Raw genomic sequence first — 17,537 nt, 5'->3', positions numbered from 1 at the left:
CCCCGTTCCGGTGAGAATGAGCGTGCCGCCAATCGGTTCCGCGCCCGCACGTCAGTCCCTGGCGCTCGCTAAAAAACGCTCTGCGTGAGGCCATTGAGTATCATCGCCGTCATTGCGAGCGTAGCGAAGCAATCCAGAAAGATGTCGAGCACAGTACTGGATTGCTTCGCTACGCTCGCAATGACGTGAGAGACGGCATAGTGGAGGAAAAGGTCTGGGCCGCCAGCTAAAACCGGCGCGCATTCGGCCGTCGCTAAACCGCATCTGGAAAAATCGGCGCAATGCGACTATGTCGCGCGCCTTCATGGCAACAACGCTCCCTTCCCCGCCGAAAGTCGGCATGGTCTCGCTCGGCTGCCCCAAGGCGCTGGTCGACAGCGAACGCATCCTGACCAAGCTGCGCGCCGACGGCTATCAGATGTCGCCCGACTATGCCGGCGCGGACGTCGTGCTCGTCAACACCTGCGGCTTCCTCGACAGCGCCAAGGAGGAGAGCCTCGAGGCGATCGGCGAAGCGATTGCCGAGAATGGCCGCGTGATCGTCACCGGCTGCATGGGCAATGAGGCCGAGGTCATCCGCGCGCGCTTCCCCCAGGTGCTCGCCGTCACCGGACCGCACCAATATGAGGATGTGGTCGGCGCCGTGCACGAGGCCGCGCCGCCCATCCCTTCGCCCTTCATCGATCTGGTGCCCGAGGCGGGGCTGAAGCTGACGCCGCGCCACTATAGCTATCTGAAGATTTCGGAGGGCTGCAACCATCGCTGCGCCTTCTGCATCATCCCCTCGATCCGCGGCGACCTCGCCAGCCGGCGCCCCGACGCGATTCTGCGCGAGGCCGAGAAGCTGGTCGCGGCGGGGACGAAGGAATTGCTGGTCATCAGTCAGGACACGTCGGCCTATGGCGTCGACCTGCGCCATGCCGCCGACTGGCAGTGGAAGGGTGCGCCTGTCCGCGCGCACATGACCGATCTGGCGCGCGAACTGGGCCAGCTGGGCGCGTGGGTGCGGCTCCATTATGTCTATCCCTATCCGCATGTCGAACAGGTCGTTCCGCTGATGGCCGAGGGGCTGGTCCTCCCCTATCTCGACATTCCCTTCCAGCACGCCAGCCCCAAGGTGCTCAAGGCGATGAAGCGCCCGGCCAACGACGCCAAGGTGCTTGAACGCATCAAGGGCTGGCGCACAATCGCTCCCGATCTGGCGATCCGATCGTCCTTCGTCGTCGGCTTCCCCGGCGAGACCGAGGAGGATTTCCAGTATCTGCTCGACTGGCTGAGCGAAGCGCAGCTCGACCGCGTCGGCGCCTTCCGCTTCGAGCCCGTCGAGGGCGCCGCAGCCAACAACCTGCCCGATCCGGTGGCCGAAGAGGTCAAGGAAGAGCGTTATCAGCGGCTGATGGCGCACACCGCCGCCATCTCGACCGCGCGGCTCGCCGCCAAGGTCGGGCGCACGATCGACGTGCTGATCGACGTGGCCGATGACGAAGGTGGCGCGAGCGGGCGATCCAAGGCCGACGCGCCCGAGATCGACGGCGCGGTCCATCTACGCGACGCGCATGGCGCGAAGCCCGGCGATATCCTCAGCGTTCTGGTCGAGGATGCCGACGAGCACGATCTGTTCGGCGTGCCCGTCGCTTGATTGGACCAGTGCCGATCGCTCAGGCGATCGCGAGCACCGGCGCGGCGGCGCGCAGCCTGTCTTCCTCCATGCTGGCGCGGACGAGCATATCCATCGTCGCGATGGCGGCGATGTTCCGCCCCCGCTCTTCGTGCGAATAGCCAGGTTCGGCGCAGACATAGCCCGCCGCCGCCGCGATCGCGGCCTTGATCGTCAGGCTTTCGGCCTCGTTCCATTCGGCCAGCTGCGCCGCGAGCGGCGACAGGCAGCTTTCGATCGTCGGGCCGACGACATCCTCTTTTTTCATACTAAAGTTGTAGACGACGCACACCGCGAAAGCCAAGCGCCGGCCGACCAACTGCGGGGAAGCTGCGACGAACGACGGCGCGGAGACCCGCGAACAAAGCTGTCCTACGCCACGAGGATTCGCTAGCGTCGACGGACCATGATCCCCCACCCCGCCCCTGCCTGTCGATCATCTGCGGTTCAGGCGATGCGGCGGAAAGCGAAGATCGACGCGGATCGTGTCAACTTTCTCAACTTCGGGCCGCAGCCATGACCGATTTTTCGACTCTCCTCACCGCCGACAAGGGCCAGACGGCGCGCAACATTCACCTCGTCGACGCGGCGGGGTATGACGACTGGCTGAAGGCCCAGTCGCCGCGCGCGCGCGCCGCGGCAGCCGCACAGGGCTTTGCAGGCAAGGCAGGTGAACAGGCGATCCTGCCCGATGAGAAGGCGGACGAATGGTCTGTGGCGGTCGGCGTCGCCGATCGCGCGGCGCTCACGCCCTGGTGCCTCGCACGCGCGGCCGATGCGCTTCCCGACGGCAGCTATCGCCTCGTCGACGCAGCCCCCGGCGCGGCCGCGCTCGGCTGGCTGCTCGCCCAGCACCGTTTCGATCGCTACCGCGCCGCCGACAAGCCGGCGGGTGCGCGCGTCCTGCTGACCGGTGAGCCTGCCGCGATCGACGAGACCATCCGGCTGGCAGAGGCCGTCGCGCTCGTCCGCGACATGGTCAACACGCCGACCGAGGATATGGGCCCGGCCGATATCGAGGCCAAGGTGCGCGAGGTCGCCAAGGCCATTGGCGGCGATGTCAGCGTCACCAAGGGCGACGAACTCGCCAGCGGCTATCCGATGATCCATGCCGTCGGCCGCGCCGCCGCGAAGGGCCGCGAGCCGCGTCTCGTCGAGATGAGCTGGGGCAATCCCGCGCATCCGCGCATCGCGCTGATCGGCAAGGGCGTATGCTTCGATTCGGGCGGGCTCGACATCAAGCCCGCATCGGGAATGCGGCTGATGAAGAAGGATATGGGCGGGGCGGCCCACGCCCTCGCCCTCGCCAAGCTGGTAGCGGCGAGCCGCCTGCCCGTGCGCCTGCACCTCCTCATCCCCGCCGTCGAAAACGCCATTTCGGGCAATGCCTTCCGCCCCGGCGACGTGCTGCGCAGCCGCAAGGGGCCGAGCGTAGAGATCAGCAACACCGATGCCGAGGGGCGTCTGATCCTGGGCGACTCGCTCGCCCGCGCTTTCGAGGAGAAGCCGGTGCTTGCGATCGATTTCGCGACACTGACCGGCGCGGCGCGCGTTGCGCTCGGCCCCGATCTTCCGGCGATGTTCGCCAATGACGATCTGCTTGCCGACGATCTGCTGAAGGCGGGGACGGCCGTTAGCGACCCGCTGTGGCGGATGCCGCTGTGGGCCGGCTATAACGACATGCTCAAATCCGACATTGCGGATATCGACAATGCGCCCGAAGGCGGCATGGCCGGGGCGGTGACGGCCGCGCTCTTCCTGCAGAAATTCGTGCCCGCCGATACGCCCTGGGCGCATTTCGACACCTTCGCCTGGCGGCCATCCGCACGCGCCGGCCGGCCCAAGGGCGGCGAGGCGCTGGGGCTGCGCGCGGCGTGGTCGATGCTCCGCGCGCGCTTCGGCTGATCCCGAAAATCTGTCATTTTTCCTTCCCGCTGCGAAACCAACCGCCGCCGCGATGCGTTGCCATGCGTAACGATCCGTAGAAGCGCCAGGGGCGGCGAGGAGGAAGCAGGACGTGGGTGATGACCGTTTGAATTCGTGGAAGCAGACGCTTGTGGACTATGTGCGTTCGGGCGAGCCCGATCTCACCAACCGCCAGATGGCGCTGCTGATGCTCGTTCATCTCGAGCCCGGACCGCATACCGTGCGCGGACTGGCGCGCGGACTTAACGTTTCGAAGCCCGTCATCACGCGCGCCTTGAACAGGCTGGGCGCACTCGGCTATCTGCGCCGCCAGCGTGACGACGCCGACAGGCGCAACATCTTCGTCGCGTCCACGCACGAAGGGGCCACTTTCCTTGACGGGTTCAAGTCTCTCATCATCGGTCGGGCATCCGGCCACTACTGACCGGTTCACGACGCATTTCGCGCTTTTGGGCCGCTCCGCACGGCTTGACCCTCGGATCAACGCCGCACGCGGCGACATAGCAGACATCGCGCTCGCCGGAACATTGTTCGCGCCGCACTATGCCCGGCCCGTGCTGCGGCACTGCGCCGTACCGTCCACACCGATGCGCGCTGCCGGCGCGGCGGACGCGCCGCTCGTCTCGCAACTCCTGCACGGCGAGACATTCGCGGTGCTCGACGTCAGCGGCGGCTGGGCCTGGGGCTATAGCGTCCACGATCATTATGTCGGCTATATCGCGGCCGATATGCTGGGGCTGGACAGCGAATTTTCCCACCGCGTCATAACCCCTGCCGCGCTCGTCTATGCGGCGCCTGATCTGAAATCGCCTGCCGTCGGCCGCTTCACGCTCGGCGCGCTGGTGCAGGCCGAAGGCGAAGGCGAATGGTTGGCCGTCGCGGGCGGGCATATGTTCGCGGCTCAGCTCGAAGTGGTGGGTGCCGCCCTGCCCGACCCCGCGGGCCTCGCCGAAGCACTGGCAGGCGAGCCCTATCTGTGGGGCGGGCGCGGCGATGGCGGCTTCGACTGTTCGGGGCTGGTGCAGCTTGTCTTCGGCCTTTCCGGCCACGCGCTGCCGCGCGACAGCGACCAGCAATGCGCGGCCGCCGGCGCGCCGATCCCCGACGGCGAGGCGCTGCGACGCGGCGACCTCGTCTTCTTCCCCGGCCATGTCGGCATCATGATCGACGGCCAGCGCATCCTGCATGCGACGGCTTTTGCCATGGCGGTCATTGTCGAACCGCTCGCCGATCTTATCTCGCGCACCGCGGCGGAGCATGAAGTTCCCGTGCTCGCCCGCCGGAGGATATCATGACTGTTTCGGTTTTCGTCGATGGCGGCGTCGGCACCACCGGCATCGAGATTCTCGACCGGCTTGGCGGGCGCAGCGAGATCGCGCTCAAGACCCTGCCCGAAGCCCTGCGCAAGGATCCTGCCGCGCGCGCCGACGCGCTGCGCGGCGCCGATTTCGTCATCCTCTGCCTGCCCGACGATGCCGCGCGCGAAGCCGTGACGCTCGTCGGCGACGCGCCCACGCGGATCATCGACGCGTCGACCGCGCACCGCACCGCGACGGGCTGGGACTATGGCTTCCCCGAGCTTTCGCCCGGTCAGCGCGAGCGCATCGCGGCCTCGGCGCGCGTATCGAACCCGGGCTGCTACCCCACCGCCTTTCTTTCGCTCGTCGCGCCGCTGGTGCGCGCGGGGCTGGTCGATCGCGATTGGCCGGTCACGGTCAACGCCGTCTCGGGCTATTCGGGCGGCGGCAAGTCGATGATCGCCGCCTTCGAGGACAGTGCGGCGCCGGATGCGACCGATACCGCCTTCCGCATCTACGGCCTGTCGCTGGCGCACAAGCATGTACCCGAGATGCAGACGCATGCCGGGCTTGCGCATCCGCCGATCTTCGCCCCCGCCGTCACGCACACCTATCGCGGCATGATCGTCGAGGTTCCGCTGCCCGCGCAGGCGCTATCCGCGGCACCCGATATGCTGCGCGAGGCACTGGCCGATGCCTATGCCGCCTCGCCGCTGATCGGTGTCGCGGACAAAGCAGAAAGCGCGAGCCTCGGCGTGTTGCCGATCGAGCGCGTGGCGGGGACCGACCGGATCGAGCTTCACGTCTTCGGCAATGACGCGACCGGGCAGGTTCGGCTCGTCGCCGCCATCGACAATCTCGGCAAGGGCGCCGCGGGCGCTGCCGTCCAGAGCCTCAACCTGATGGCGGGGCTGCCCGAGACATCGGGCCTGCGCCTCTAGCATCGCAGGCGAAACAGGCGCATCCTCCCGCCGCAAACAGGGAGGGTGGAATGAACGATACCGTCGAGACACGCATTCCAGGCTGGTTCTGGGTCGTCGCCGTGCTGGCGCTGCTGTGGGAGCTGAGCGGCGTCATCGCCTATATGATGCAGGTGACGATGACGGCCGATCAGCTGGCCGCCCTGCCCGAAGGCCAGCGCCATGTCTATTCAATCACGCCCGGCTGGATCACCGCCATCTTCGCGGTCGCGGTGTGGGGCGGGCTGACGGCGGCGATCGGCCTGCTCATGCGGCGGCGTTGGGCGCAATCGCTGTTCATCGTGTCGCTGGTCGCCGCGATCGTCCAGTTCGGCTGGGTCTTCGCCATCGGCCGCGCGCATGAAGTGATCGGGCCGTCCGCCATTCCGCTGCCCGCCACGATCATCGTCATCGGGATCATACTGGTCATCTTCGCCAACTCGGCCGCGAAACGCGGCTGGCTGCGTTAGGCGGCGATCGCTGGAACGATCGAGGCCGCCGACAGCGCGACGCGGTTCCGGCCTTCGCGCTTGGCATCGTAGAGCGCGAGGTCGGCTTCGACCATCAGGCGATCGATCGCGCCGCACGGACCGCAGGCCACGCCGATGCTGACCGTCACCGAGAGCAGATCCTCGCCGCGTGCCTCGATCCCACGCCTGATCCGCTCGGCGATGGTGCGCGCGCGCTTTTGATCGAGGCCGACGAGCGCGACGACGAATTCCTCGCCGCCATAGCGCGCGACGATCGCACCCGACCCCGCCGCACGCCCCACATGCGCGCCGACGTCGACCAGGACCGCATCGGCGCGGACGTGGCCGTAGCGGTCGTTGACCGCCTTGAAATGATCGATGTCGATCATCAGCAGCGCGATCGGATGTTCTCCGCCGCGCAGCCGCACGGCGCGTTCGATCGCGCCGATGAAGCCGCGACGGTTCGACAGGCCGGTCAGCGCGTCGGTCGCGGCCTGGCGCTCGAGCACCTGCTGCCGTTCGCGAACGCGCTCATGATCAAGGCGCAGCCGCTTGACGCGTTCGATGACCGGAAGCGAGACGATAAGGCATTCGATGGTGCAGGCGGCGACCATGGCGCCGTCGGGCAATATGGCGCTCGACACCAGGCCGGCGAAGCGCAGCGGGAAGAAAATACCGACGGTAAGCGGCACCGACCACCCGGCCGCCAGCATCCATGCCGTCCGGCTGCGCCTGATGCTGCCCGTCATCACGATCGCCGCGATCAGCAGCAAAGCATGCAACCCGACGATGTTGCCGAAGATGTAGACGGCAAGCGTCATGTCGTCAGGCGCAAGCATCAGGAAGGTTGCCGACAGGATCGAAAGCCCGGCTCCAACCAACGCCCAACGCCGCATCCAGCGCGGCAGGACTCTGCCTTCGATGAAGTCTATCGAGAATAGCAGCCCCGTCGCCGTAGCAGCCGCCATGGACGCGCCGATCAGCCGCGAAATCGCGTCGGCCGAAAATGGCACGGCGAGCATGATCAGCCCCGAATAGGCGAGCGCGTAGAGCAGCAGCACCGATGCGTGCGCGCAATAGAGCAGTTGGAAACGGCGGCGGATGGCGAAGAACAGCGACAGGTGAAACAAAATGGTCAGCCCCAGCATGCCGACCGCCATGCCGAACAGGGCGCTGTCCCTGCGCTCGAGCGCTATATAGCGCTTCACGTCCACTAGATGCGGCGCGCGCGACATGGTGATCATCTTCACGCCACCCAGCCGGACGACGAGCCGGTCGACCGGCGTGTCATGCAACTGCACGGGAATGGTGAAATAACCGCCAGATCGCCATTCGCGCGTCGGCGAAGCGGGATCATAGGCGACATGTTCGATCGCGCCGTCGGTGCGCCGGAAATAAAGATCGACGCTGTCGACGCGGTGATTGTCGAGCAGCAGGCGGTAACGCCCGGTGCCGCCCCTGAGCAGCGTCGGCGATCCGAAATCGAGCCAGACAGTGCCGCTCGCAGTGCGTGCAGCGGGTTCGCACGGCCCTGGCGGTCGCACCATGATCTCGGCCGCCGTCGTCTTGGGACCGGTCACGATTCTGCAGACCGAGACGTCCGTCGCCGCGACGGCCGGAGACACAAACTCCACCAGCGTCGCGGCAACGAATAGCGCCGCCGCGGCAAGCCACCGGGCAAATGATTTCGCGATCCCGCTCATTCTGGGAGCGATATTAGCGCCCGCTGACTAAGGGATCGTTTATAGGCGGAAAAATTCAGTGGCCCGGAAAGTCGAACAAGGCATCGACGCTCAGGCCGGCGGAACGCAGCCGATCGGCCCCGCCGAGATCGGGCAGATCGATAACGAACAGTGCCGCAGGCACTTCCGCGCCCGAATCGCGAAGCAACTGGGCGGTGGCGAAAGCCGTGCCGCCGGTGGCGATCAGATCGTCGACGATCAGCACGCGATGCCCAGGCACCAGCGCCCCTTCGTGGATTTCGAGCCGGTCGGTGCCATATTCGAGCGCATAGTCGATGCCGACGCGCGGCCCAGGGAGCTTGCCGGCCTTGCGAACGGGCAGGATGCCGGCGCCGAGCGCGCGCGCGATCGGCGCGCCGAAGATGAAGCCGCGCGCCTCGATCCCGGCCACGAGATCGCAGCCATAGGGTCGCGCCAGTTCGACAAGCTCATCGATCGCGGCCGCGAAGCCGGGGCCGTCGATCAAGAGCGTGGTGATGTCACGAAAAAGGATCCCGGGCTTTGGAAAGTCCGGGATCGTGCGAATCAGTGCCTGAATATCGGCGCGGGTCATCGCGCTTGGTCTCCCGCGTCGAAATTGGAAGGCCGGTCAGTGTTTCTTGCCGGCCCAGATATTCTGGTAGGACATGTATGTGAGCACGGTGAAGATTGCGAGGAAAATCAGAACCGTAATACCCCAGCTATGCCGTGTTTCGAGCTTGGGTTCGGCCGTCCAGACGAGGAAGGCCGAAACGTCCTTCGCCATCTGGTCCACGGTCGCGCGCGTCCCGTCCTCATAAGTCACCTGGCCCTCCGCCGTCAGCGGCGGCGCCATGGCGAGGTTGAGGTTCGGGAAATAGGGATTGTAGTGCAGCCCCTTCGGCGTCTTCGCGTCCGGGAAGTGCTTGAGCAGTTCCGCCGGCTGGTTCTCGTAGCCGGTGAGGATCGAGTAGATATAGGCCGCGCCGTCATGCCGCGCCTTGGCGAGCAGCGACTGGTCGGGCGGCAGCGCATTGTTGTTCGCCGCGCGCGCCGCCGTCTCGTTGGCGAAAGGCGACGGGAAATGATCGGCAGGCAGCGACGGACGCGTCGTGGTATCGCCGGTGTTCGGATCGATCGCGGGCTGCGGAATCTTCCAGTTCTTGGCGATCGCCTTCACCTCGGCATCGCTGTAGCCGAGTTCCTTCAGGTCGCGGAACGCGACGAGACGGAGCGAATGACAGGCCGAGCAGACTTCCTGATAGACTTGAAAACCGCGCTGGAGCTGACGCCGGTCGAACTTGCCGAGCGGGCCGTCGCTGGCGAGGCGCAGCTCCTTCGGCGTCTTGTGGAACTCATGCTCCACCGTCGCTGCCGGCGGCGACGAGATATAGTTATAAGCGCCTACGCCGAAGGCGATGAGCAGGACGACCGCGAACGCCGCGCCGATCACCCCGAGTGTGTAGCGAAGAAGCATCTCTCCGATCCCCCTTATTCAGCCGTGACTTCGGCGGCAGCGCCGAGGCCCGTGTCGTCCCTGTGCTTGGCGAGCACGGCCTCGGTGATCGAGGCTGGCAACGGTAGCGGCCGTTCGATCCACGAGATGAGCGGCAGGATGACGAGGAAGTGGAGGAAATAGTATGCTGCGGCGATCTGGCTGATCATCACATAAGGCTCTTCGGCCGGCGCGCCGCCGCAGAACCCGAGCACCAGAACGTCGATGACGAGGATCCAGAAGAACTTCTTGAACAGCGGCCGGTAGGTTCCCGAACGGACCGGAGAATTATCGAGCCATGGCAGGAAGAAGAGCAGCAGGATCGCCGAGAACATGGCGAGCACGCCCCACAGCTTCGCCGGGAGAATGAAGTCAACGGTGAAGGCGCGCAGGATCGCGTAGAACGGCCAGAAATACCATTCGGGCACGATGTGCGCAGGCGTCGAAAGCGGGTTTGCCGGGATATAATTGTCCGGATGGCCCAGATAGTTGGGCGCGAAGAACAGCATCACCGAGAAGAGGAACAGGAAGACGCCGATCCCTACCCCGTCCTTGGCGGTGTAATAGGGGTGGAAGGGCACGGTATCCTGCTCGGACTTCACATCGACGCCGGTCGGGTTGCTCGAACCGGTCAGGTGCAGCGACCAGATGTGCAGCACCACCACGCCCGCGATGACGAAGGGCAACAGATAGTGAAGCGAGAAGAAGCGGTTGAGCGTCGCATTATCCGGCGCATAGCCGCCAAGCAGCCATTCCTGGATGGTCGGGCCGACGAGCGGGATCGCCGAGAAAAGCCCGGTGATCACCTTGGCGCCCCAGAAGCTCATCTGCCCCCAGGGCAGCACATAGCCCATGAACGCCGTCGCCATCATCAGCAGGAAGATGACGAGGCCGAGCAGCCAGACCATTTCGCGCGGCGCCTTGTAGGAGCCGAAATAGAGGCCGCGGAAAATGTGAGTATAGACCACGATGAAGAAGAAGCTCGCCCCGGTCGCGTGCGCATAGCGCAGGAACCAGCCCGAATTCACGTCGCGCATGATATGTTCGACGGAGTCGAAGGCGACGCCGGCATTGGCGGCATAATGCATCGCGAGCACGATGCCGCTGATGATCTGGATGGTCAGCGCGACGCCCGCCAGGACGCCGAAATTCCACCAATAGTTGAGGTTGCGCGGCACCGGATAACCGCCGCCGACGGCGTTGTAGACCAGACGGGGAAGCGGCAGCTTCTCGTCCACCCACTTCATCAGCGGGTGCTTGGGATCATATTGCTGTGCCCAGGGAAAGCTCATGCCTTGGCCCCCACTTCCACGACGGTGTCGGACCGGAAGACATAATCCGGCACTTCGAGATTCTTGGGCGCCGGGCCTTTGCGGATGCGCGCGGCGGTATCGTAGGACGAGCCGTGGCAGGGGCAGAAATAGCCGCCATATTCGCCGCGATTCTCACCCTCGCCCGCACCCAGCGGCACGCAGCCGAGGTGCGTGCAGACACCCATCGTGATCAGCCACTGCGCCTTGCCCGGCTTGGTGCGCTGTTCAAGCGTCTGCGGATCGCGCAGTTCGCTGAGCGGAACGGCATCGGCCTCGCCGATTTCCTTCGGCGTCAGATGCCTGACGAACAAAGGCTGCTTGCGATAGATGGTCTTGATCGCCTGCCCGGGCTGGATCGCCGAGATATCGACTTCGGTCGACGCCTGAGCAAGGACATCCGCCGAAGGCCACATCTGCGTGACCAGAGGACCAACCACAGCCACAGCGCCGACACCGGCAAAGCTGGCCGCAGCTACATTCAGAAAATCGCGCCGGCGCACGCCGCTTTCAGCGTCCACCCCCTCATTATGCTCAAGCGTCGTCATTCAACGGCCTTCTGCGCAATGACACCTCTCCGCTGATCGCCCCATGCAAGACGAATGGACTCCGGTGGCGTTTTCCCCTCCCGGCGCTCCCCAGCGCAATCGCCACTCCCCGAGGCGATCCAGATGGTGATAGCCAAGGCTAAAGCCATTTGCCAACAGGATTTCGGTGCGGCTAACGCAGCGCCCGTCATCAATCGCTCCGGGACCAAATCGTGCGCGTCGCTCTCTACCAGCCGGACATCGCCGGAAATGTCGGCGCGGTGCTGCGGATCGGCGCCTGCTTCGGCATCCCGATCGACGTCATCGAGCCATGCGGATTCGTCTTTTCCGATGCGCGCATGAAACGCGCGGGGATGGACTATCTCGCCCATGTCGAAATGGTGCGCCACGCCGACTGGCAGGCGTTTCGCGCGGCGCAGCCGGGGCGCATCGTCCTGATGAGCGCGCATGGTTCCGTTCCGCTCTACGATGCCGCGTTCGCGCCCGATGATATCCTGCTGATGGGATCCGAAAGCGCGGGCGTACCGCAGGACATCCACGATGCGGCGGCAATGCGCATCAGGATTCCGATGCGCCCGGGGCTTCGATCCTTGAACCTTGCGGTCTCGACGGGCATCGCGCTTGCGGAGGCGCTGCGCCAGACCGGAGGATTGCCCGAATGATCGTGCTCGACAACGAGCAACAGCTTGCCCGCGACTGGTTCGAAAGTCTGCGCGACCGCATCTGCGCCGCCTTCGAGGCGATCGAGCGCGACGCGGGCAGCGACGCCGCCTTCACCTACACCGGCTGGGATCGCGCCGATCCTTCGGGCGAGCCGGGCGGCGGCGGCGTGCGCGGCGTGATGAAGGGGCGCGTCTTCGAAAAGGTCGGGGTCAACGTCTCGACCGTGGGCGGGCGCTTCGAAGGCGATTTCGCGCGCTCGATCCACGGCGCGGGGGATGATCCCCGCTTCTTCGCGACGGGGATCAGCCTCGTCGCGCACATGGCGAATCCGCATGTGCCCGCCGTCCATATGAACACGCGTTTTCTGGCGACGACCAAACGCTGGTTCGGCGGCGGCGCGGACCTTAACCCGCCCCTCCCGATCGACGAGGACACCGCGGATTTCCATGCCGCGATGCAGGCCGCGTGCGACGCGCACGATCCTGCGCATTATCCGCGCTTCAAGGCATGGGCCGACGATTATTTCTACATTCCCCACCGGCAGGTCCACCGCGGCGTCGGCGGGATCTTCTACGATCATCTCGAAGGCGATTTCGCCGCCAACTTCGCGTTCACGCGCGACGTGGGGCTCGCCTTCCTCGACATCTTCCCCCGGATCGTGAGGCGGCGAATGGACATGCCCTGGAACGACGCGGACAAGCAGCAGCAACTCGCCTGGCGCGGGCGCTATGCCGAATTCAACCTCGTCTATGATCGCGGCACGCTGTTCGGATTGAAGACCGGCGGCAATATCGACGCGATCCTGATGAGCCTGCCGCCGGAGGCGACATGGGCCTGACCGCGCTCGAACCCGGCCAGGTCGCGGCCGTCGTCACCACGCTCGAGATGCGCGAGCGGCCAAGACCCGCGCCGCTTCCCGATGCGCCTCTACGCCTCGTCCGCTGGCAATCGCCGACGCGCGAAGCCTATCGCGCGCTGTTCACGCGCGTCGGCGCACCGTGGCTGTGGTTCTCTCGCCTCGTGATCGACGATGCGGCGCTCGATTCGATCATCGGCGACCCCGCTGTCCATATCCACGCGGCGGTCGATCGCCAGGGAATCGAGGTCGGCATGCTCGAGCTCGATTTCCGCATGCCCGGAGAGTGCGAAATCGCCTATTTCGCGCTGGTCCCGGAGCTTGCCGGCAAAGGCCACGGCCGCTGGCTGATGGCGCAGGCCAAGCAGCTCGGCTGGGCGCAAGGGATCAAGCGGCTGTGGGTGCACACGTGCACGCTCGACCATCCCTCGGCGCTCAATTTCTACCGCGCACAGGGCTTCACGCCGATCGCGCGCGCAGTGGAGACTTTCCCTGACCCACGCCTGACGGGCAAGCTGCCCCGCGATTCGGCGCCGCAGATCCCGCTGATCTGAAGTCAGGCGAGCTGGCGGTAGATGGCGGCGTAGGTCAGCAGCAGGAGCAGCGCGAACGCGGTATCGAGCATGGCCGCTGCGAGCGCAGTGATGAAAGCCGCGAAGCCTCCCGCCGCGAGACTGGCGACGATCCCCACGACCGAAATCGCCGCTGCGATGACGATCGTCGCCGTCACCCAGATGACTGCGAACAACAGCAGGTTGCGCCAACCATTGCCGCGCGTCATCGCGAAGCTGCGGCTGAAAAGCTGGACGGGACTGGTCCGGCGTTCGGCGAACAGGATCGCCGGGATCGGCGCCAGCCGGCCGAACAGATAGAGGCCCGGAACGATGAAAAGCGTAAGCCCCGTGCCCACCACCACCGCTGTCAGGAAATTGGCGATCAACAACCATATCAGGCCGGCAGCGCCGATCCCGAACGAACGGCCGATTGTCGGCCGATCGGGATCGAGGAGGAGCGACAGAATCACCGCCTGCCCGAATGTCGAGACGATCAGCGCCACCAGCAGCGGCCCCATATTCGCTTCGAAATAGGCAAGCTGCTCGTTCACCCGCGCCTGCAAGGTCGTTGCCACGGGAACGAAAGGCACGAAGACCTGCACGATCAACGCGGGCAGCATGATGAAAAGCCCCCCGATCAGCGCCAATGGCTCGGCATTGCCGCGCGCCATCGCCACGATATCGGCCCATGTCTTGCCGCCATCCAGTTTACGCACGCACCCCTCCAAATCGTCGGACGCCTGCTATACGGCGCGCGCGCGTTCGACAATGTGGAGATGCGCTTGCGCCGGAGACGCAGCGGGCTTGAAGATGCGGCCCCGCGCCCCGATAGGATGGGCATGACCGAAGACCAGAACGGGATTGAGTGGCGGATCGAACCCGGACTCGTCCCCTACCCCGACGCCGTGGCGGACATGGAAGCGCGCGCCGCCGCGATCCAGGCCGGCACGGGGCGCGAACGCATCTGGCTGCTCCAGCACCCGCCACTCTATACAGCGGGGACCAGCGCCGACCCGGCCGAACTGCTCGACCCACGCTTTCCAGTGTTCGAGAGCGGGCGTGGCGGGCGCTATACCTATCATGGGCCGGGACAGCGCATCGTCTACGTCCAGCTCGACCTGACGAAGCGCGGCCGCGACGTCCGCTGCTACGTCCATGCGCTCGAGCAGTGGATCATCGCAGCGCTCGATCGGCTTGGCGTCGCCGCGCGTCCTGCCGAGGGGCGGATCGGCATCTGGACCGACGACGCGAACGGCCATGAAGCCAAGATCGGCGCGATCGGCGTTCGCGTCCGCCGCTGGGTCACATTGCATGGCGCGGCCATCAACGTCTCGCCCGATTTGTCGGACTTTGGGGGCATCGTGCCGTGCGGGATCAGCGCGTTTCCGGTGACCAGCCTCGCGGCGCTTGGAAACGGCGCGACAATGGAGATGCTCGACGCGGCGCTGGCCGACAGTCTGCCCGGCTTTCTGTCTTCGCTGCACCTGCGATAGAGTTTTCTTGAGGGGCGTCACATTTATGTCTAATGTCCGCCTCGATTTGGTTTGTTGAAGGGCCCGTTAAGCCGGCCAAATCGCGACAAAAATAGGGAGTTTTCAATGCGTGACCTTCTCTCGAAGCTGACTCTTGGGACTATGGTTGCCGGCGCCGCCCTGCTCGTGTCTGCCTGCGGCGGCACCGAGACGGCCAATGCCGTCGACAACACCGCCGTGACCGACCTGAACGCGGTCGAGCCGGCCGGCGAAGTCACCGACAACATGACCGCCGTCGACGGCGCGATGGGCAACGACACCATGGACGCCAACGCGACCATGGGTAACGAAGCCGCGGGCAACGTCGCTCAGTAAGCGCGCGTCGCATCGTTTCGAGGGGCCGTCCGGGCGACCGGGCGGCCCTTTTCTTTGGTTGCAGCCGATCGTCGCAGCATCCGCACACCCCGCCGCCACGGGACATGCAAAAGCGTTTGAGGCGCGAGCCAAACGCGCATAGGATTCGCGCGAGTGGGAGGGGGCGACGTTTCGCCGCATCCGCGCTGGATCACCGGATAGGCGGAGGAGTGTTGATGAGTTTCCTTACGGCGCGCGGCTATTTCAAGCCTGTCGCGGCCTTGCTGGCGGTCGCGACGCCTCTGGCTTCGGCCGAGGCCAATTTCTTCTGGAAGGCGCCCGACCTGTCGGGGCCGCCGGTCGTCGGCAACGAGCCCGATATCGGCGAGCTGCTGCCCGGTGCCACGCCACAGGAAATGCGCGCGGCGATCGTCTGGCGGATGCGGTCGGCGCTCAACGTCGGCGCGCTGCAATGCCAGTTCGATCCGACGCTGCTCACCAACAACCAGTATAATCATCTGCTCGACTATCATCGGGTCGAGCTGGGTCAGGCCTATCAGACGCTGACCAATTATTTCAAACGCACCAAGAAGGTGCCGAAGCTCGCTCAGACCGCGCTCGACCAATATGGCACGCGCACCTATTCCAGCTTCTCGACCGTCAGCTCGCAATTCACCTTCTGCGAGACGATCAGCAAGGTCGGGCGCGCGGCGCTGTTCGTGCCCAAGGGGCAATTCTACACCGTCGCCGAAAAATATCTGCGCGAGGTGCGCAAGAGCCTTGGCCGCTATGGCGAGCAGAGCTTCGTCTTCTATGTGCCGCCGCTCGACTATCGCTATCCGCCGCTCGAGGAAAAATGCTGGAAGGACAGCCGGCTGGATACGCGCCACTGCTCCTTCTGAGCAGGATCAGCGCAGGCCGAGCTGCTTATGGTTCTGGAGCGTGAGCCGCCAGCGCGGCCGCTCCATCGCCAGATCGATCGCCGCGTCGCGCGCGGCATCGGCCTCCGCACAGTCCATCGGCTGGACGAGGAAATGGCGGAAGTCCCAGCCCTCGATACGATCGAGGTCGATGCCGGGCTGCGGCCAGACGAGCTTCAGCTCGTCGCCGCTGGTCTGGACGACCTCGCTGCCCGCCTTGGGGCTGATGCAGAGCCAGTCGATGCCCGGGGGCGCGGCGATGGTGCCGTTGGATTCGACCGCGATCTCGAAGCCTTCGGCGTGGAGCGCATCGATCAGCGCGGCATCGACCTGGAGGAGCGGTTCGCCGCCGGTGAGGACGCAGAATCCTGCTGGGTTGTCACGGTCCCATAGCGCTTTTGCCTGGGCGGCCAATTTGGTTGCGATATCGTAACGACCCCCGAACGTGCCGTCCATGCCGACGAAATCGGTGTCGCAGAAGCGGCAGACCGCGCTTTCACGATCCTGCTCGCGCCCCGTCCACAGGTTGCAGCCGGCGAAGCGGATGAAGACCGCGCGCCGCCCCGCCTGAACGCCCTCGCCCTGGAGCGTCAGGAACATCTCCTTGACGGCATAGCTCATGGCAGCGTGGCGTAATCGGTCGGATCGGGGAGCCCCGCCGCCTCGAACCCGCCGTGGCGCAGCCGGCAGCTGTCGCACAGGCCGCAATGCCTGCCGTCGGGCGTGGGATCGTAGCAGGACCAGCTCATCCCCGCGTCGAGCCCGAGGCGCGCCGCCTCCGCCGCGATATCGGCCTTGCTCATGTGCAGCAAAGGCGCCTGGACGTGGAAGGGCTGCCCTTCCACCCCGGCGCGCGTCGCCAGCTCAGCAAGCCGTTCGAACCCCGCAACGAATTCCGGACGGCAATCGGGATAGCCCGAATAATCGAGCGCATTGACGCCGATGAACAGATCGCGCGCGCCCGCCGCCTCGGCCCAGCCGAGCGCGAGCGACAGGAAGATCGTGTTGCGCGCGGGCACATAGGTGGAGGGTATGACGCCCTCGACCACGCCGTCCTTGGGCACATCGATATCGTCGGTCAGCGCCGATCCGCCGAAGGCGCGCAGATCGATGGGCAGCACGATATGGCGCTCTGCCCCGAGCATTGCGGCGATACGCCCTGCGGCTTCGATCTCGACCGCGTGACGCTGGTTATAATTGACGGTGAGCGCGAGCACCGAGAAGCCGGCCTCGCGGGCGAGACCGGCGGCGACCATGGAGTCGAGGCCGCCCGAAAGGAGGACGACCGCGCGCTTCGGCTGGGAAGACATGGCACCGCGCTACTCCCGCAGCGCAGCAATCGCAAGAGGTGCGGC

Annotated in this window: 21 protein-coding genes; 12 read left to right on the top strand and 9 right to left on the bottom strand. The window is 65.7% G+C overall.

Annotated features, from left to right (window positions below; genetic code table 11):
* Positions 1–304: 304 nt before the first annotated feature.
* Positions 305–1,639 carry a 30S ribosomal protein S12 methylthiotransferase RimO gene (gene rimO / locus AC3WT0_RS09615; RefSeq protein WP_492753292.1) on the top strand — a complete coding sequence of 445 codons (1,335 nt, stop codon included), beginning with the start codon at positions 305–307 and terminating at the stop codon, positions 1,637–1,639.
* A 19-nt stretch (positions 1,640–1,658) separates the two neighbouring features.
* Here rimO and AC3WT0_RS09610 read toward each other — a convergent pair whose 3' ends face one another.
* Positions 1,659–1,925, bottom strand: coding sequence for a hypothetical protein (locus AC3WT0_RS09610; RefSeq protein WP_492753291.1), 267 nt, complete (start codon positions 1,923–1,925; stop codon positions 1,659–1,661).
* Between the two features lie 248 nt (positions 1,926–2,173).
* Between AC3WT0_RS09610 and AC3WT0_RS09605 the strand changes: the two genes are divergently transcribed.
* From AC3WT0_RS09605 to AC3WT0_RS09585, 5 genes are all read left to right on the top strand, one after another.
* Positions 2,174–3,562, top strand: a complete 1,389-nt coding sequence (locus tag AC3WT0_RS09605) for a leucyl aminopeptidase family protein (protein ID WP_492753290.1) — start codon at positions 2,174–2,176, stop codon at positions 3,560–3,562.
* A gap of 112 nt (positions 3,563–3,674) precedes the next feature.
* Positions 3,675–4,007, top strand: coding sequence for a MarR family transcriptional regulator (locus AC3WT0_RS09600; protein WP_492753289.1), 333 nt, complete (start codon positions 3,675–3,677; stop codon positions 4,005–4,007).
* Between the two features lie 25 nt (positions 4,008–4,032).
* Positions 4,033–4,878, top strand: coding sequence for a C40 family peptidase (locus tag AC3WT0_RS09595; protein WP_492753288.1), 846 nt, complete (start codon positions 4,033–4,035; stop codon positions 4,876–4,878).
* Positions 4,875–5,822, top strand: coding sequence for an N-acetyl-gamma-glutamyl-phosphate reductase (gene argC / locus AC3WT0_RS09590; protein ID WP_492753287.1), 948 nt, complete (start codon positions 4,875–4,877; stop codon positions 5,820–5,822). Before AC3WT0_RS09595 ends, argC begins: the two co-directional genes overlap by 4 nt.
* Before the next feature lie 50 nt (positions 5,823–5,872).
* Positions 5,873–6,310: a hypothetical protein gene (locus AC3WT0_RS09585; protein ID WP_492753286.1), complete on the top strand. Its 438-nt coding sequence runs from the start codon at positions 5,873–5,875 to the stop codon at positions 6,308–6,310.
* Here AC3WT0_RS09585 and AC3WT0_RS09580 read toward each other — a convergent pair.
* The 5 genes from AC3WT0_RS09580 to petA all read right to left on the bottom strand — a co-directional run bounded on the left by AC3WT0_RS09580 (position 6,307) and on the right by petA (position 11,363).
* Complete coding sequence (locus tag AC3WT0_RS09580; protein WP_492753285.1) at positions 6,307–7,890, bottom strand: sensor domain-containing diguanylate cyclase; 1,584 nt, start codon at positions 7,888–7,890, stop codon at positions 6,307–6,309. The genes AC3WT0_RS09585 and AC3WT0_RS09580 overlap by 4 nt on opposite strands.
* 178 nt (positions 7,891–8,068) lie before the next feature.
* Entirely contained in the window at positions 8,069–8,605 is a 537-nt protein-coding gene (locus AC3WT0_RS09575; RefSeq protein ID WP_492753284.1) for an adenine phosphoribosyltransferase, read from the bottom strand.
* 36 nt (positions 8,606–8,641) lie between these two features.
* Positions 8,642–9,487: a cytochrome c1 gene (locus AC3WT0_RS09570; protein WP_492753283.1), complete on the bottom strand. Its 846-nt coding sequence runs from the start codon at positions 9,485–9,487 to the stop codon at positions 8,642–8,644.
* Positions 9,488–9,501: 14 nt separating this feature from the next.
* The gene (locus AC3WT0_RS09565) at positions 9,502–10,797 is read right to left on the bottom strand and encodes a cytochrome b (protein WP_492753282.1); all 1,296 of its coding nucleotides are present in this window, start codon (positions 10,795–10,797) and stop codon (positions 9,502–9,504) included.
* Positions 10,794–11,363, bottom strand: coding sequence for a ubiquinol-cytochrome c reductase iron-sulfur subunit (gene petA, locus AC3WT0_RS09560; RefSeq protein ID WP_492753281.1), 570 nt, complete (start codon positions 11,361–11,363; stop codon positions 10,794–10,796). Before petA ends, AC3WT0_RS09565 begins: the two co-directional genes overlap by 4 nt.
* A 212-nt stretch (positions 11,364–11,575) precedes the next feature.
* Here petA and AC3WT0_RS09555 point away from each other — a divergent pair, with 212 nt between their 5' ends.
* From AC3WT0_RS09555 to AC3WT0_RS09545, 3 genes are read left to right on the top strand one after another with little or no spacing between them, the layout of a single operon-like run.
* Positions 11,576–12,025, top strand: a complete 450-nt coding sequence (locus AC3WT0_RS09555; RefSeq protein WP_492753280.1) for a tRNA (cytidine(34)-2'-O)-methyltransferase — start codon at positions 11,576–11,578, stop codon at positions 12,023–12,025.
* Complete coding sequence (gene hemF / locus AC3WT0_RS09550) at positions 12,022–12,864, top strand: oxygen-dependent coproporphyrinogen oxidase (RefSeq protein ID WP_492753279.1); 843 nt, start codon at positions 12,022–12,024, stop codon at positions 12,862–12,864. Before AC3WT0_RS09555 ends, hemF begins: the two co-directional genes overlap by 4 nt.
* Positions 12,855–13,436 carry a GNAT family N-acetyltransferase gene (locus AC3WT0_RS09545; protein ID WP_492753278.1) on the top strand — a complete coding sequence of 194 codons (582 nt, stop codon included), beginning with the start codon at positions 12,855–12,857 and terminating at the stop codon, positions 13,434–13,436. The genes hemF and AC3WT0_RS09545 overlap by 10 nt, the downstream gene beginning before the upstream one ends.
* A gap of 2 nt (positions 13,437–13,438) precedes the next feature.
* Here AC3WT0_RS09545 and AC3WT0_RS09540 read toward each other — a convergent pair whose 3' ends face one another.
* Positions 13,439–14,152, bottom strand: coding sequence for a hypothetical protein (locus AC3WT0_RS09540; RefSeq protein ID WP_492753277.1), 714 nt, complete (start codon positions 14,150–14,152; stop codon positions 13,439–13,441).
* Positions 14,153–14,269: 117 nt separating this feature from the next.
* On the opposite strand from AC3WT0_RS09540, the gene lipB reads away from it, so the two are divergent.
* The 3 genes from lipB to AC3WT0_RS09525 all read left to right on the top strand — a co-directional run bounded on the left by lipB (position 14,270) and on the right by AC3WT0_RS09525 (position 16,164).
* Complete coding sequence (gene lipB / locus AC3WT0_RS09535) at positions 14,270–14,929, top strand: lipoyl(octanoyl) transferase LipB (protein ID WP_492753324.1); 660 nt, start codon at positions 14,270–14,272, stop codon at positions 14,927–14,929.
* 105 nt (positions 14,930–15,034) lie between these two features.
* Positions 15,035–15,283, top strand: coding sequence for a hypothetical protein (locus AC3WT0_RS09530; RefSeq protein ID WP_492753276.1), 249 nt, complete (start codon positions 15,035–15,037; stop codon positions 15,281–15,283).
* A gap of 215 nt (positions 15,284–15,498) precedes the next feature.
* The gene (locus AC3WT0_RS09525; RefSeq protein ID WP_492753275.1) at positions 15,499–16,164 is read left to right on the top strand and encodes a hypothetical protein; all 666 of its coding nucleotides are present in this window, start codon (positions 15,499–15,501) and stop codon (positions 16,162–16,164) included.
* A gap of 6 nt (positions 16,165–16,170) precedes the next feature.
* Here AC3WT0_RS09525 and queE read toward each other — a convergent pair whose 3' ends face one another.
* Together queE and queC are read right to left on the bottom strand one after the other, a co-directional pair.
* The gene (gene queE / locus AC3WT0_RS09520) at positions 16,171–16,803 is read right to left on the bottom strand and encodes a 7-carboxy-7-deazaguanine synthase (protein WP_492753274.1); all 633 of its coding nucleotides are present in this window, start codon (positions 16,801–16,803) and stop codon (positions 16,171–16,173) included.
* A complete protein-coding gene (queC, locus tag AC3WT0_RS09515) occupies positions 16,800–17,492 on the bottom strand; it encodes a 7-cyano-7-deazaguanine synthase QueC (protein ID WP_492753273.1) in 693 nt (230 codons plus the stop codon). The genes queE and queC overlap by 4 nt, the downstream gene beginning before the upstream one ends.
* Between the last annotated feature and the right edge of the window lie 45 nt (positions 17,493–17,537).

Source organism: Sphingomonas sp. EU05-FHT14C10, from assembly GCF_058790595.1.
Note: the sequence above shows the minus strand (reverse complement) of the source record. Positions and strands in the feature narration are given on the sequence as shown.